Consider the following 13515-nt stretch of genomic DNA (forward strand, 5'->3'; position numbering starts at 1 on the left):
ATGGGGTTTTTAAATGGAATTCGCGCAAATTATAATAATTACGGATGGATACGTGTATGCCTGACCATTCTCTTTTCCGACTGCGGGTGCTTCCCTGCTGCATTGCGCTGGCAATGTCAGGGTGTTATGTCAATGCCTGGGCTGAAGATGAAATTCAGTTTGATTCCCGTTTTCTGGAGTTAAAAGGCGACACAAAAATCGATCTGAAGCGATTTTCCAGCCAGGGATATGTCGAACCTGGTAAATACAATTTACAGGTTCAACTAAATAAACAGCCGCTGGCGGAAGAATACGATATTTACTGGTACGCCTCTGAGAACGATGCCAGTAAAACCTATGCCTGCCTGACGCCTGAACTGGTCGCGCAGTTTGGCTTAAAAGAGGATGTGGCAAAAAACCTGCAATGGATCCACGACTGCAAATGCCTGAAACCCGGTCAACTGGAAGGCATTGATATTAAAGCTGACCTGAGTCAGTCAGCGTTAGTCATTTCATTACCCCAGGCTTACCTTGAATATACCGACATCAACTGGGATCCACCTTCACGCTGGGATGACGGTATTTCTGGTTTAATTGCTGACTACAGTATTACCGCCCAGACACGACATGAAGAAAATGGCGGGGATGACAGCAATGAAATCAGCGGCAACGGAACGGTTGGGGTTAACCTCGGCGCATGGCGTCTGCGAGCCGACTGGCAGACTGACTACCAGCACAGCAAAAGCAATGATGACGATGTTATCAACGGTGATGACACGCAAAAAAACTGGGAGTGGAGCCGCTACTACGCCTGGCGGGCCTTACCGTCGCTAAAAGCCAAACTTGGCCTTGGCGAAGACTACCTTAATTCTGATATTTTCGACGGCTTTAACTACGTGGGTGGCAGTATCAGCACCGACGATCAAATGTTGCCGCCGAATCTGCGCGGCTATGCGCCGGATATCTCCGGCGTGGCGCACACCACCGCGAAAGTGACCGTCAGCCAGATGGGCCGCGTGATTTACGAAACGCAGGTTCCGGCGGGGCCGTTCCGCATCCAGGATCTTGGCGATTCTGTCTCCGGTACACTGCACATCCGCATTGAAGAACAGAACGGCCAGGTGCAGGAATATGACATCAACACCGCCTCGATGCCGTTCCTGACCCGCCCCGGCCAGGTGCGCTATAAGCTGATGATGGGCCGCCCGCAGGAGTGGGGGCATCATGTTGAGGGCGGTTTCTTCTCCGGCGGCGAAGCTTCATGGGGGATTGCCAACGGCTGGTCGCTGTACGGCGGGGCGCTGGCAGATGAACACTATCAGTCGGCGGCGCTTGGCGTCGGTCGCGACCTGTCTGTCTTTGGCGCAGTCGCCTTTGATATCACCCACTCGCATACCCGCCTGGATAAAGAGACCGCCTACGGTAAAGGTTCACTGGACGGTAACTCGTTTCGCGTGAGCTATTCCAAAGACTTCGATGAACTGAACAGCCGCGTCACTTTTGCCGGATACCGCTTCTCGGAAGAGAACTTCATGACCATGAGCGAGTATCTCGATGCCAGCGACAGCGAAATGGTGCGCACCGGCAACGACAAAGAGATGTACACCGCAACCTATAACCAGAACTTCAGGGATGCCGGTGTGTCTGTTTATCTCAACTACACCCGCCATACCTACTGGGATCGCGACGAACAGACCAACTACAACGTCATGCTCTCGCACTACTTCAACCTGGGCAGTATCCGCAATATGAGCATTTCCATGACCGGATACCGCTACGAGTATGATAACCAGGCCGATAAAGGTGTGTACATATCGCTCAGTATGCCGTGGGGTGACAGCAGCACCATCAGCTATAACGGCAACTACGGCAGCGGTTCGGACAGCAGCCAGGTGGGGTATTTCAGCCGTGTCGATGACGCAACTCACTACCAGCTGAACGTGGGGACCAGTGACAAACACTCCAGCGTTGACGGCTATTACAGCCACGATGGCTCGCTGGCGCAGGTGGACCTCAGCGCCAACTACCATGAAGGACAGTACACCTCGGCAGGTATTTCCTTACAGGGCGGCGCGACGCTGACCGCGCAGGGTGGCGCGCTCCACCGTACCCAGAATATGGGCGGTACGCGCCTGCTGATTGATGCCGATGGCGTGGCTGGTGTTCCGGTGGAAGGAAATGGCGCGGCGGTTTACACCAATATGTTCGGTAAGACCGTGGTGGCAGACGTCAACAACTACTACCGCAATCAGGCCTATATCGACCTTAACAACCTGCCGGAAAACGCCGAAGCCACCCAGTCCGTGGTGCAGGCGACGCTTACCGAAGGAGCCATTGGCTACCGTAAGTTTTCGGTTATCAGCGGGCAAAAAGCGATGGCGGTATTGCGCCTGCAAGATGGCAGTCATCCGCCGTTTGGCGCGGAAGTGAAAAATGACAACGCGCAGAACGTCGGTCTGGTTGATGATGACGGCAACGTCTACCTCGCGGGTGTCAAACCTGGCGAGCATATGATCGTTTCATGGGGCGGTGTGGCCCACTGTGATATTCATCTGCCGGACCCACTGCCAGCCGATCTGTTCAATGGCCTGTTACTACCATGTCAACAAACAGGGGCGATATCTCCTTCGATGCCTCATCAAATTAAGCCGGTGATCCAGGAGCAGACCCAGCAGGTGATGCCAACGGAAGCGCCGGTATCGGTATCCGCCAATTAACAACGTGATTAAGGAATGATCCATGACGAATCTATTTTGCTCTGCCAGAACGGCCGCAACGACGCTGGCGTTACTGATAACTGCCGCCAGCCTGTCAGCACAGGCCTCTGTCACGCCGGACCGTACACGCCTGATTTTTAACGAAAGTGATAAATCAATCAGCGTCACGCTGCGCAATAACGACCCGAAAATGCCGTATCTGGCACAAAGCTGGATGGAAGATGAACAGGGTAACAAGATTAGCTCGCCACTGACGGTACTGCCGCCGGTGCAGCGCATCGATTCCATGATGAACGGTCAGGTGAAGGTACAGGGCATGCCGGATATCAACAAGCTGCCTGCCGACCGCGAGAGCGTGTTCTATTTCAACGTGCGTGAGATCCCGCCGAAATCGAACAAACCCAACACGTTACAGATTGCGCTGCAAACGCGCATCAAGCTGTTCTGGCGACCAAAAGCGCTGGAAAACGTCAGCATGAAAAATCCGTGGCAGCATAAGGTGACCTTAACCCGCAGCGGCCAGGAGTTTACAGTCAATAACCCGACGCCGTACTTCGTGGTTATCAGTAACGCCAGCGCGCAGAAAAACGGCAATCCGGCAGCGGGATTTTCTCCCATGGTGATATCGCCAAAAACCTCCGTACCGTTAAAGGTCAAAATGGATAGCGTCCCGGTGCTGACCTACGTCAACGACTATGGCGCACGGATGCCGCTGTATTTTAAATGTGGTGGCGATACCTGCCAGGTGGACGCAGAGCAGAGCCGCAAAGGCTGATGCCGGGAGAGCCATATGAAAATAATTTATCTGGCGGTGTCGGGCATTGCGCTGCTGGCCTGGAATGTCGCCAGTGCAGAAACGAAACCCGTCAACCTGGAACTCAGAGTCCTGGTGGATGCGCCGCCGCCCTGTACCGTGACCGGTAGTGCAGTGGAGTTTGGCGATGTGCTGATCGCCAGTATCGATGGCAACAATTACCGCCAGAACGCGGGCTATACCCTCGACTGTTCGGGGCGTCTGTCAGACGATCTGCGGATGCAACTGAAAGGCACCACCACCACCGTGAACGGTGAAACTGTGCTGGATGCAGGCATTGCCGGGTTTGGCATCCGTATCGAAAACGCCGCCGATAACTCCCTTTTTTCCATTGGTGAAAATAACTGGACGCCTTTTGCATTTAACTCTCTGCCGCAGCTCAAGGCGGTGCCGGTAAAACAGAACGGCGTACAGCTCGCGCCAGCGGAATTTAACGCCAGTATGACCATGGTGGTGGATTACCAATGAAACGACTCGCACTTTTGCTGATTTGTGGTGTATGCGGGGGGGCTCTGGCCTCACCGGATATCACCTTTCACGGTACGCTGGTGTCGCCGCCTGCCTGCACTATCAACGAAGGCCAGACTATCGAGCTGGAGTTTCGTGATGTGCTTATCGACAGCATTGATGGCAACTACGCCCGCCAGGAGGTGCCGTACACCATAAAATGTGACTCCGACGTTCGCAATGAGGCCTGGGAGATGACGCTCACCTGGACGGGCACACAAACCAGCTACAACGACGCGGCCATCGAAACCGATGTTCCGGGATTCGGTATTCAGCTTTTGCAGAACGGGCAACGTTTTCAGCTTAATACCCCGCTGACCATCAACGCCACGGATTTGACACAAAAGCCGAAGCTGGAGGCAGTACCGGTAAAAGCGAGCGGCGCCACATTAAATGACGGCGCATTTTCAGCGTACGCAACATTACGGGTGGATTATCAATGAAAACAAAGACCGAAAGTATGCTCTTGGCAAGCCTGCTGCTCGCCGCCAGCGGAACCACGCTGGCGGCGGACAATCTGCATTTTTACGGCAATTTGTTAAGTAAATCCTGCACCCTGGTGGTGGATGGCGAACTGCTGGCGGAAGTGCATTTCCCCACTGTCAGCAGTCAGGATTTAATGGTTGCGGGGCAGTCTTCCAGGGTGCCGGTAGTCTTTAAGCTGAAAGACTGCAAAGGTCCGGCGAATTACCAGGTCAAAATCACCCTGACCGGGACGGAAGACAGCGAACAGCCAGGATTTCTGGCGCCTGACCCAGCATCGGACGCGCAGGGGATAGGGATTGGCATGGAAAAGTCTGACGGAACTTGGGTGCCGCTTAATGACACAACTGGCGCGACGTTCAATCTCAGTATCGGCGCGAATAACCTCAATTTTAATGCTTGGTTGCAGGCGAAAAGCGGTCGTGATGTAACCTCCGGTGACTTCACCGCCAGCCTGACCGCCACTTTTGAGTATATTTAAGATGAAAATAATACGACGCTTTTTGGGCTTCCTGACACTGCTGTTATTTAGCCTGGGTGCCCACGCCGAGGATTTTATGATGTATACCCCGATGGGAGTCCCAGGCCCTTTCATGAAATCTGTATTTATGCTGGAAGTGGTGACCTCAACAGGAGTATATACAGGGGAGTATGCGACCAGTGATCCATGGATGCTCACCCTTGGTAATTTGACTCTTGTAAGCTGGAATGGGCCGGCTGGTATACCGGCTCCGACAATTAATCTAGTGAAAACATACCAGTTACCGGATTCAACATGCCCCGGCGTTACCAGTGTGCCTTCTACCAGCCCTTACGGTTGGGATTGTTATGAGGCTGATTTGAAAGTTTCAGTAACGGGCGATGTTCAAGGATGCCCGTGGTTGGTATCAAGCCAGATTACCACTAAAGATACGGGACAAACAGGGGCAACATATACAGGGCCAAAAACTCATAATTCTTCCTGCCCGTCAATCCCACTGGCGTCATATGATGTTTCCTGGGATGAGAATATGGTTATTCATAAAAAAACATTAAATCTGAAATCAACAGACGCCGTAGGGGGAATCATTGAGACAACCCTGTCGACCTATTTAATGGAAAGTCAGAAGCTGTGTGACGGTAGCGATTTTACTGATCCTCGCGGGGCTAATTGCCGTTTTGTTTCGCAGATGATCACCTTTACAGCATCAGGATGCGATGATGCCAAAGTGACGGTGACGCCGGTTCCGCATCCGATTACCGATAGGCAACTGCATGATATTATGGTGCGCGTAGATACCAGCGTATTGCAGCCCATTGATTCAACGTGTCGCTTCCAGTATGTGCTGAATATGCTTTAGCACGCCGCATCCGGCAGTTGTGCGCTGATGCCTGATGTGACGCTGGCGCGTCTTATTAGACCTACAATTGAATCTTAAAGTATTGAATTTGCAAGTTTTATTGCTGATGCCTGATGCGACGCTGTCGCGTCTTATCAGGCCTACAATTGAATCACAATCTATTGAATTTGCACACTTTGTAGGCCGGATAAGGCGTTCACGCCGCATCCGGCATTCGGTGCCAGTGCCACATCCGGCACTTAATATTCACGGCAATTCCGGCGGCAGCCACTCTTCCACTTCAATCAACACCAGCAACGCCGCATCACCACCGTACTCTTTCGGCGCCTGGTGAAATGCCATCACATGTGGATGTTGCGCCAGCCACAGCGGCGTTTGCTGTTTCAAAATATGCTTACCATGCCCATGCATCACACAGGCACAAAACACATGTTCACGGCGGCAGGCGGCAATCAATGCGCCCAGTTCCTGCTTGGCCTGCAGCTGCGTCAGACCGTGTAAATCCAAAAACAATTCCGGCGAATAATCACCGCGTCGCAACTTTTTCGCCTCAAAATGACTCACATCCGGGCGAACATATTTAACCGGACCTTCGGTATTTAATAACGGCTGAAACTCATCGGAGAAATAATGGCTGGCATCAGCCTGCTCCTGGATCAAGCGTTTCACCGGCACTTCGCTGACTTTTTTACGCTGTGGTCGGTGGACAATCGTGTCCTGCTTAATCTTGCGAGTCCCCGCCATCAACTGGCGAAACAGAGCCTGGTCCTCCTCGCTAAGTGTTGTTTTCTTTTTCATTTATCTGTCTCTATTTCTAATTTTCCTACAGTTTACCCGACTCGTAGCACAATCGATCGTTTTAAACGTATTTTTCCTCACTCACCGCGCGTGAATGCTGATTTATCGTCATCTTCATGGCAAACTAGCCGCCGAAATTATTGCGATCATGCCCTGGAGGAATACGTGGATAAAATTTTCGTTGATGAAGCAGTAAATGAGCTGCAAACCATTCAGGACATGTTGCGCTGGTCGGTAAGCCGCTTCAGCGCGGCAAATATCTGGTACGGTCACGGCACCGATAACCCGTGGGATGAAGCCGTACAGCTGGTGTTACCATCGCTCTACCTGCCGCTGGATATCCCGGAAGATATGCGCACCGCGCGTCTGACCTCCAGCGAAAAACACCGTATTGTTGAACGCGTGATCCGCCGCGTCAACGAGCGCATTCCGGTGGCTTACCTGACCAACAAAGCCTGGTTCTGCGGTCATGAATTTTACGTCGATGAACGCGTGCTGGTACCGCGCTCGCCGATTGGTGAACTGATCAACAATAAATTTGCCGGACTCATCAGCAAGCAACCGCAGCATATTTTAGATATGTGTACCGGTAGCGGCTGCATCGCCATTGCCTGTGCTTATGCCTTCCCGGAAGCGGAAGTCGACGCGGTAGATATCTCTCCCGACGCGCTGGCGGTTGCCGAACAGAACATCGAAGAACACGGTCTGATCCACAACGTCATTCCGATTCGTTCCGATCTGTTCCGTGATTTGCCGAAAGTGCAATACGATCTGATTGTCACTAACCCGCCGTATGTCGACGCGGAAGATATGTCCGACCTGCCAAACGAATACCGTCACGAGCCGGAACTGGGCCTGGCATCTGGCACCGACGGCCTTAAACTGACACGTCGCATTCTTGGAAACGCGGCAGATTACCTTGCTGATGATGGCGTGTTGATTTGTGAAGTCGGCAACAGCATGGTACATCTTATGGAACAATATCCGGATGTTCCGTTCACCTGGCTGGAGTTTGATAACGGCGGCGATGGTGTGTTTATGCTCACCAAAGAGCAGCTGCTGGCGGCCCGTGAATATTTCGCGATTTATAAAGATTAAGTAAACACGCAAACACAACAATAACGGAGCCGTGATGGCTGGAAACACAATTGGACAACTCTTTCGCGTAACCACCTTCGGCGAATCGCATGGGCTGGCGCTCGGCTGCATCGTCGATGGTGTTCCGCCAGGCATTCCGCTGACGGAAGCGGACCTGCAACATGACCTCGACCGTCGTCGCCCTGGGACATCGCGCTATACCACCCAGCGCCGCGAGCCGGATCAGGTCAAAATTCTCTCCGGTGTTTTTGAAGGCGTTACTACCGGCACCAGCATTGGCTTGTTGATCGAAAACACTGACCAGCGCTCTCAGGATTACAGCGCAATTAAAGACGTTTTCCGCCCAGGCCATGCTGATTACACCTACGAACAAAAATACGGTCTGCGCGATTATCGCGGCGGTGGACGTTCTTCCGCCCGCGAAACCGCCATGCGCGTGGCGGCAGGGGCGATTGCCAAAAAATATCTCGCCGAGAAATTTGGTATTGAAATCCGCGGCTGCTTGACCCAGATGGGCGACATTCCGCTGGAAATCAAAGACTGGTCGCTGGTTGAACAAAATCCGTTCTTCTGCCCGGACCCCGACAAAATCGACGCGTTAGATGAACTGATGCGCGCGCTGAAAAAAGAGGGCGACTCCATCGGCGCGAAAGTCACCGTTGTTGCCAGTGGTGTCCCCGCCGGACTTGGCGAGCCGGTCTTTGACCGCCTGGATGCCGACATCGCCCATGCGCTGATGAGCATCAACGCGGTGAAAGGCGTGGAAATTGGCGACGGTTTTGACGTAGTGGCGCTGCGCGGCAGCCAGAACCGCGACGAAATCACCAAAGACGGTTTCCAGAGCAACCATGCGGGCGGCATTCTCGGCGGTATCAGCAGCGGGCAGCAAATCATTGCTCATATGGCGCTGAAACCGACCTCCAGCATTACCGTGCCGGGGCGCACTATTAACCGCTTTGGCGAAGAAGTTGAGATGATCACCAAAGGCCGTCACGATCCCTGTGTCGGGATCCGTGCAGTGCCGATCGCTGAAGCGATGCTGGCGATCGTTTTAATGGATCACCTGTTACGGCAGCGGGCGCAAAATGCCGATGTGAAGACTGATATTCCACGCTGGTAAAAAATGAACAAAACCGCGATTGCGCTGCTGGCTCTGCTTGCCAGTAGCGCTAGCCTGGCAGCGACGCCGTGGCAAAAAATAACCCAACCTGTGCCGGGTAGCGCACAATCGATAGGCAGTTTTTCTAATGGCTGTATCGTCGGTGCTGACACGCTGCCGATACAGTCCGAACATTATCAGGTCATGCGTACCGATCAGCGTCGCTATTTCGGTCACCCGGACCTGGTGATGTTTATCCAGCGTCTGAGTAGCCAGGTGAGCAATCTGGGCATGGGTACGGTGCTGATTGGCGATATGGGGATGCCCGCTGGTGGGCGTTTCAACGGCGGTCATGCCAGCCACCAGACCGGACTGGATGTCGATATCTTTCTGCAACTGCCGAAAACTCGCTGGACCTCCGCGCAGCTCTTGCGCCCGCAAGCACTGGACTTAGTTTCCCGCGACGGTAAACACGTTGTCTCCACGCTGTGGAAGCCAGAAATTTTCAGCTTGATCAAACTCGCCGCCCAGGACAAAGACGTCACGCGCATTTTTGTTAATCCGGCGATTAAACAACAACTTTGCCTTGATGCGGGCACCGATCGCGACTGGTTGCGCAAAGTGCGACCCTGGTTCCAGCATCGCGCGCATATGCATGTACGATTACGTTGCCCTGCCGATAGTCTGGAGTGTGAAGATCAACCTTTACCGCCACCAGGCGATGGTTGCGGGGCAGAACTGCAAAGCTGGTTTGAACCTCCAAAACCGGGAACAACAAAGCCTGAGAAGAAGACACCGCCTCCGTTGCCGCCTTCCTGCCAGGCGCTACTGGATGAGCACGTGATCTAATGGAAACGTTTAATAGCCTGTTTATGGTTTCCCCGCTGTTGCTGGGAGTTCTCTTTTTTGTCGCCATGCTGGCGGGATTTATCGACTCGATTGCCGGTGGCGGTGGGTTACTCACCATTCCGGCATTGATGGCAGCGGGGATGTCTCCCGCTAATGCGCTGGCAACCAATAAACTGCAAGCCTGCGGCGGCTCTATTTCCGCCACTATCTACTTTATTCGCCGCAAAGTGGTTAGTTTAAGCGATCAGAAACTCAATATCGCCATGACCTTTATCGGCTCAATGAGCGGCGCACTGCTGGTGCAATACGTTCAGGCTGATGTCTTACGGCAGATTTTGCCCATTCTGGTGATTTGTATCGGCCTCTATTTCTTGCTGATGCCAAAGCTGGGTGAAGAAGACCGCCAGCGCCGGATGTACGGTTTACCCTTCGCGTTAATTGCCGGTGGCTGCGTCGGTTTTTATGATGGATTCTTTGGCCCGGCTGCCGGGTCGTTTTACGCGCTGGCCTTCGTTACGCTGTGCGGATTTAACCTCGCCAAAGCCACGGCTCACGCCAAATTGCTCAACGCAACGTCAAACATCGGCGGTTTGCTGCTGTTTATTCTCGGCGGCAAAGTTATTTGGGCGACAGGCTTTGTGATGCTGGTGGGGCAGTTCCTCGGCGCGCGCATGGGTTCAAGACTGGTGTTGAGCAAAGGACAAAAGCTGATCCGCCCGATGATCGTTATCGTCTCGGCGGTGATGAGTGCCAAATTACTTTATGATAGCCACGGACAGGAGATCCTCCACTGGTTGGGGATGAACTAATGAACAGTACACACCACTATGAGCAGTTAATTGAAATTTTTAATAGCTGCTTTGCCGATGAATTTAATACCTGTCTAATTAAAGGCGACGACGAACCGATCTATCTTCCCGCTGATGCGGAAGTACCGTATAACCGAATCGTCTTTGCCCACGGCTTTTATGCCAGCGCAATTCATGAGATTTCGCACTGGTGTATTGCCGGGAAAGCGCGCCGCGAGCAGGTTGATTTCGGCTACTGGTATTGCCCGGACGGTCGCGATGCCCAAACGCAAAGCCAGTTTGAAGATGTTGAAGTGAAGCCGCAGGCGCTTGACTGGTTGTTCTGCGTGGCGGCGGGATATCCGTTTAACGTCAGTTGCGACAATCTGGAAGGCGACTTCGAACCGGACCGCGTGGTGTTTCAACGGCGAGTACATGCGCAGGTGATGGATTATCTAACAAATGGCATTCCGGAACGCCCGGCACGTTTCATTAAAGCACTACAAAATTATTATCACACGCCGGAACTTACGGCGGAACAGTTCCCGTGGCCGGAAGCGCTCAACTGAAGCCAGCGCCACGTTTTACAATGAGGAAAGAAGATGATCGCGGAGTTTGAATCACGCATTCTGGCATTAATCGACGGTATGGTTGACCATGCCAGTGATGATGAGTTGTTTGCCAGTGGGTATTTGCGTGGCCACCTGACATTAGCCATCGCAGAACTGGAAAGTGGTGATGACCACTCCGCTCAGGCGGTGCATACGACCGTTAGCCAGAGTCTGGAAAAAGCCATTGGTGCTGGTGAATTGTCGCCGCGTGACCAGGCGCTGGTGACCGATATGTGGGAAAACCTGTTTCAGCAGGCGTCACAGCAGTAAGTTGCGGCGTCTGGAGCACCATGCCTGATGCGACGCTTATCGCGTCTTATCAGGCCTACACGTCACACGTAGGTCGGATAAGGCGTTCACGCCGCATCCGACAAACAATGCCAAAGCTGGTTACCCAGCCTTAACTGCTTTACCCTTCAACAATTTCCGCACCCATAACCGATTCGGATTTAACGCCGCCAGCGTACTGGCATCCATCGGAATCGGTTCTTCACTCATCTGTGCCGCCAGAATCTCGGAGCACAGTGGGGCAGAACACAAACCACGCGAACCTAAAGCAGCAAGCATAAAGAGATCGTCATAAACCGGCGCGCTTACCGCCTTATCTTTCTGCTCCGCCAGCGACGCATATTCCACGAGTGTTGCCTCATAATCGGGAACATTACCTACCATTGGCAGATGATCGCGGGTGGCACAACGCACACCGCAGCGCGCCTCTTTCTCACTGATATCAACCTCTTTTGCCCACTGTGCCTGCGGGAAACAATCAATCAACCGCTGGCGATTCTGCTGCTGATCGTCCTCACTGTACGCCGTATCTTCGCTGCCGCGATGATAACTGGCACCAATACAATGGTGCTGATTCGCCGGATTTTGTGGCGTGAGATAACCGTCATAGCACAGCACCTGCTTCAGTTTTGCCAGTTCCGGTGTCGTCGGAATATGGCTGACCTGACCGGCAACCGAATATACTGGCAGAGATGATGTTTGGCTGAAACGGCTGATTTGATGCCCGTTCGCCAGTACCACTACGCTGTGTGTTGCTTGCTGATCTCCTGCAAAATTCAACAACCAACAGTCATCCTTACGGGATAAATCCTGTAACTGATATTGATAATAAATCTGCAAACCCTGCTGTTGCGCCAGTTCCAGCACATTACGGGTCAGTTCTGCTGGGCACAGCCAACCACCTTGCGGATAAGTAATGCCGCTGCAATTTGTCGCAACGCCCGTAATTTGTTCAACCGCATTTGCCTCAACGGCTACAGCCAGTTCTTCGGGTAAATCCATTGACAGCATCTGTGCGATTTTATGCTGGCTTTTCTCATCCCAGCCTAACTGCGTGACGCCGCACCAGTCATGATCAAATTTAACGGGTAATTGGTCGTAAAACCGACGAGTAAAAGTAAACGCATTAGAGAAAAAGCGGTTTAGCGCCTCATCGTGTTTGCTTAATAACGGATACAACGCCCCCTGGCGATTGCCGGAAGCACCCAGCGCGGGGGCTTCATCCGCGCAATAAAGCGTTACTTGCCAGCCGCGCCGTAATAACGCCAGCGACAACAACGCGCTGGCAATACCACCGCCGATAATCGCTACTTCCCGTTTGCTGCTGCCCGTACGATTAAACCACGGCGTGGAGCAGGGGAGTGGTAATGTCTGTTCCATCACCCCACAAAGCATTTCCCGTTTGCGCCCAAAGCCCTTACGTTTTTGCATCGTGAATCCGGCGTCCTGCAAACCGCGGCGGACAAAACCGGCAGACGTAAATGTCGCCAGCGTGCCGCCTGGACGCGCCAACCTTGCCATGGCGTTAAACAGATTTTGCGTCCACATATCCGGGTTTTTCGCTGGCGCAAAGCCGTCCAGAAACCAGGCATCTACTTTTTGATTTAGCGAATCGTCCAGTTGGCTGGTCAGTTCATTAATATCGCCAAACCATAAATCCAGCGTCACGCGGCCTTCATCGAGTAATAAACGATGGCAACCGGGCAAGGGCATTGGCCACTGCGCCTGAAGTTGTTCTGCCCACGGAGCCAGTTCCGGCCAGTGTTGATGCGCTAAGGCTAAATCCGCACGGGTGAGGGGAAATTTCTCAAAACTAATGAAATGTAAGCGTTGTAATTGCGCTTGCGGATGCGCTTCGCGAAACTGATCAAATGCCTGCCATAGCGTCAGGAAGTTTAATCCGGTGCCGAAGCCGCTCTCTGCTACCACAAACAGAGGATGTGGATGTTCAGGAAAGCGTGCCTCTAATTGGTTACCTCCCAGAAAAACATAACGCGTCTCTTCCAGCCCGTTATCGTTGGAAAAATAGACATCGTCAAAATCTCGGGAAACAGGTGTACCCTCAGCATTAAATTCGAGGTTGGCAGGTTGTATGGAGTAGTGTTTCACGTAAGTTACTCGTCTTACAGGCGGTGGCTCGATCT

General features: G+C 52.9%; 14 protein-coding genes. 12 read left to right on the forward strand and 2 right to left on the reverse strand.

Annotated features, from left to right (window positions below):
* Nucleotides 1–56: 56 nt before the first annotated feature.
* Genes ACJHW7_RS05135 through ACJHW7_RS05160 form a run of 6 tightly spaced genes read left to right on the forward strand, consistent with a single transcriptional unit; the run spans nucleotide 57 to nucleotide 5840 of the window.
* Nucleotides 57–2696: a fimbrial biogenesis outer membrane usher protein gene (locus ACJHW7_RS05135; protein ID WP_021557022.1), complete on the forward strand. Its 2640-nt coding sequence runs from the start codon at nucleotides 57–59 to the stop codon at nucleotides 2694–2696.
* Nucleotides 2697–2718: 22 nt separating this feature from the next.
* The gene (locus ACJHW7_RS05140) at nucleotides 2719–3471 is read left to right on the forward strand and encodes a fimbria/pilus periplasmic chaperone (protein WP_021557021.1); all 753 of its coding nucleotides are present in this window, start codon (nucleotides 2719–2721) and stop codon (nucleotides 3469–3471) included.
* A 15-nt stretch (nucleotides 3472–3486) separates the two neighbouring features.
* Nucleotides 3487–3978 carry a fimbrial protein gene (locus ACJHW7_RS05145; protein WP_021557020.1) on the forward strand — a complete coding sequence of 164 codons (492 nt, stop codon included), beginning with the start codon at nucleotides 3487–3489 and terminating at the stop codon, nucleotides 3976–3978.
* Entirely contained in the window at nucleotides 3975–4460 is a 486-nt protein-coding gene (locus ACJHW7_RS05150; RefSeq protein ID WP_021557019.1) for a fimbrial protein, read from the forward strand. Before ACJHW7_RS05145 ends, ACJHW7_RS05150 begins: the two co-directional genes overlap by 4 nt.
* Complete coding sequence (locus tag ACJHW7_RS05155; protein WP_021557018.1) at nucleotides 4457–4981, forward strand: fimbrial protein; 525 nt, start codon at nucleotides 4457–4459, stop codon at nucleotides 4979–4981. Before ACJHW7_RS05150 ends, ACJHW7_RS05155 begins: the two co-directional genes overlap by 4 nt.
* A 1-nt stretch (nucleotide 4982) precedes the next feature.
* Complete coding sequence (locus ACJHW7_RS05160; RefSeq protein WP_021557017.1) at nucleotides 4983–5840, forward strand: StfH/YfcO family fimbrial adhesin; 858 nt, start codon at nucleotides 4983–4985, stop codon at nucleotides 5838–5840.
* A 246-nt stretch (nucleotides 5841–6086) separates the two neighbouring features.
* Here ACJHW7_RS05160 and smrB read toward each other — a convergent pair whose 3' ends face one another.
* The gene (smrB, locus tag ACJHW7_RS05165) at nucleotides 6087–6638 is read right to left on the reverse strand and encodes an endonuclease SmrB (protein ID WP_000730816.1); all 552 of its coding nucleotides are present in this window, start codon (nucleotides 6636–6638) and stop codon (nucleotides 6087–6089) included.
* A gap of 165 nt (nucleotides 6639–6803) precedes the next feature.
* On the opposite strand from smrB, the gene prmB reads away from it, so the two are divergent.
* The 6 genes from prmB to ACJHW7_RS05195 are packed head-to-tail and all read left to right on the forward strand — an operon-like array spanning nucleotide 6804 to nucleotide 11353.
* Nucleotides 6804–7736, forward strand: a complete 933-nt coding sequence (gene prmB, locus ACJHW7_RS05170; RefSeq protein WP_001295704.1) for a 50S ribosomal protein L3 N(5)-glutamine methyltransferase — start codon at nucleotides 6804–6806, stop codon at nucleotides 7734–7736.
* Nucleotides 7737–7770: 34 nt separating this feature from the next.
* On the forward strand, nucleotides 7771–8856 hold the full coding sequence (gene aroC / locus ACJHW7_RS05175; RefSeq protein ID WP_000918470.1) for a chorismate synthase: 1086 nt from the start codon (nucleotides 7771–7773) through the stop codon (nucleotides 8854–8856).
* A 3-nt stretch (nucleotides 8857–8859) separates the two neighbouring features.
* Nucleotides 8860–9684: a penicillin-insensitive murein endopeptidase gene (gene mepA / locus ACJHW7_RS05180; protein WP_001043821.1), complete on the forward strand. Its 825-nt coding sequence runs from the start codon at nucleotides 8860–8862 to the stop codon at nucleotides 9682–9684.
* Entirely contained in the window at nucleotides 9684–10493 is an 810-nt protein-coding gene (locus tag ACJHW7_RS05185) for a sulfite exporter TauE/SafE family protein (RefSeq protein ID WP_000447356.1), read from the forward strand. The genes mepA and ACJHW7_RS05185 overlap by 1 nt, the downstream gene beginning before the upstream one ends.
* Nucleotides 10493–11041 (forward strand): elongation factor P hydroxylase, encoded by a 549-nt coding sequence (gene epmC / locus ACJHW7_RS05190; protein ID WP_001613525.1) that lies wholly within the window; start codon nucleotides 10493–10495, stop codon nucleotides 11039–11041. The genes ACJHW7_RS05185 and epmC overlap by 1 nt, the downstream gene beginning before the upstream one ends.
* A 33-nt stretch (nucleotides 11042–11074) precedes the next feature.
* Entirely contained in the window at nucleotides 11075–11353 is a 279-nt protein-coding gene (locus ACJHW7_RS05195) for a YfcL family protein (protein ID WP_000559764.1), read from the forward strand.
* A 120-nt stretch (nucleotides 11354–11473) separates the two neighbouring features.
* On the opposite strand, the gene mnmC is transcribed toward ACJHW7_RS05195, so the two are convergent.
* Complete coding sequence (gene mnmC, locus ACJHW7_RS05200) at nucleotides 11474–13480, reverse strand: bifunctional tRNA (5-methylaminomethyl-2-thiouridine)(34)-methyltransferase MnmD/FAD-dependent 5-carboxymethylaminomethyl-2-thiouridine(34) oxidoreductase MnmC (RefSeq protein ID WP_021557016.1); 2007 nt, start codon at nucleotides 13478–13480, stop codon at nucleotides 11474–11476.
* Nucleotides 13481–13515: the final 35 nt, after the last annotated feature.

The sequence above is a fragment of the Escherichia sp. WS1152 genome, assembly GCF_046487665.1.
GTDB lineage: Bacteria > Pseudomonadota > Gammaproteobacteria > Enterobacterales > Enterobacteriaceae > Escherichia > Escherichia coli.

Bases quoted from the DNA above. Each gene is read 5' to 3' on its own strand.
- ACJHW7_RS05135 (WP_021557022.1), top strand. From the start codon at position 57: ATGCCTGACCATTCTCTTTTCCGACTGCGGGTGCTTCCCTGCTGCATT.
- ACJHW7_RS05140 (WP_021557021.1), top strand. From the start codon at position 2,719: ATGACGAATCTATTTTGCTCTGCCAGAACGGCCGCAACGACGCTGGCG.
- ACJHW7_RS05145 (WP_021557020.1), top strand. From the start codon at position 3,487: ATGAAAATAATTTATCTGGCGGTGTCGGGCATTGCGCTGCTGGCCTGG.
- ACJHW7_RS05150 (WP_021557019.1), top strand. From the start codon at position 3,975: ATGAAACGACTCGCACTTTTGCTGATTTGTGGTGTATGCGGGGGGGCT.
- ACJHW7_RS05155 (WP_021557018.1), top strand. From the start codon at position 4,457: ATGAAAACAAAGACCGAAAGTATGCTCTTGGCAAGCCTGCTGCTCGCC.
- ACJHW7_RS05160 (WP_021557017.1), top strand. From the start codon at position 4,983: ATGAAAATAATACGACGCTTTTTGGGCTTCCTGACACTGCTGTTATTT.
- smrB (WP_000730816.1), bottom strand. From the start codon at position 6,638: ATGAAAAAGAAAACAACACTTAGCGAGGAGGACCAGGCTCTGTTTCGC.
- aroC (WP_000918470.1), top strand. From the start codon at position 7,771: ATGGCTGGAAACACAATTGGACAACTCTTTCGCGTAACCACCTTCGGC.
- mepA (WP_001043821.1), top strand. From the start codon at position 8,860: ATGAACAAAACCGCGATTGCGCTGCTGGCTCTGCTTGCCAGTAGCGCT.
- ACJHW7_RS05185 (WP_000447356.1), top strand. From the start codon at position 9,684: ATGGAAACGTTTAATAGCCTGTTTATGGTTTCCCCGCTGTTGCTGGGA.
- epmC (WP_001613525.1), top strand. From the start codon at position 10,493: ATGAACAGTACACACCACTATGAGCAGTTAATTGAAATTTTTAATAGC.
- ACJHW7_RS05195 (WP_000559764.1), top strand. From the start codon at position 11,075: ATGATCGCGGAGTTTGAATCACGCATTCTGGCATTAATCGACGGTATG.